The organism is Mesorhizobium sp. M1E.F.Ca.ET.063.01.1.1, from assembly GCF_003998155.1.
Taxonomy (GTDB): domain Bacteria; phylum Pseudomonadota; class Alphaproteobacteria; order Rhizobiales; family Rhizobiaceae; genus Mesorhizobium.
Window position 1 is genome coordinate 1 of record NZ_RZSC01001380.1, and the last position, 749, is coordinate 749.

The following is a 749-nucleotide window of genomic DNA, read 5'->3' on the forward strand; positions in this document are numbered from 1 at the left end:
GCTCTGTAATCAGCCGAGCCAGAGCCTCCGGTATCTTCTCGAGTACGACGGCAAATGCGCCAGCCTCGGCCACCGCCGTCGCATCGCGCAGGATCCGTTCGGCATCCTCGCCTTGTCCCTGAGTGCGATAACCGCCGAATGCATTGACTGCCTGCGGCGTAAGTCCCACATGGCCCATCACGGGTATGCCGCGTGCGGTCAGAAACCGGATTGTCTCCGCGACACTTTCGCCGCCTTCGAGCTTGACCGCGGCCGCCCCGGTTTCGGTCATGACCAGGGCCGCATTGCGGAAGGCCTGCGCCGGGCTTTCCTCGTAAGAGCCAAACGGCATGTCCACGACCATCAGGGCGCTTTGAAGTCCGCGTCGCACCGCCTTGCCGTGCAGGATCATCATTTCGAGCGTGACGCCGAGGATTGAAGGCATGCCGTGCAACACCATGCCGACACTGTCACCGACCAGCACCACGTCGCAATGGCAGTCGACAAGCCTGGCGACTGGCGTTGTGTAGGCCGTCAGGCAGACAAGTGGTGTCTTGGCCTTCCGCGCCGCGATATCCGGCACGGTCAATGCCTTCGATACTCCGCTCACCAGGTCTCTCTCCTTCCCCTGCGTCAGCGGGTGGAAGCATGTGCCACATTTTTGTGCAGTTGCGAAGAGAGAATTTGCAGCGCACAATCATTTGCCGACGACATTCATCGCCCGGTTGAGCGCAGCCGCAATATTTCTGGGCATCCAGTCAGGCCGAGCG

The 749-nt window shown here is 61.4% G+C and carries 1 protein-coding gene; it reads right to left on the reverse strand.

The genetic code is table 11. The features are described from left to right. Positions 1–589: 3-methyl-2-oxobutanoate hydroxymethyltransferase (gene panB / locus EOA29_RS38710; protein WP_127222533.1), on the reverse strand; the 589-nt coding region annotated here is incomplete at its 3' end. Positions 590–749 lie beyond the last annotated feature (160 nt).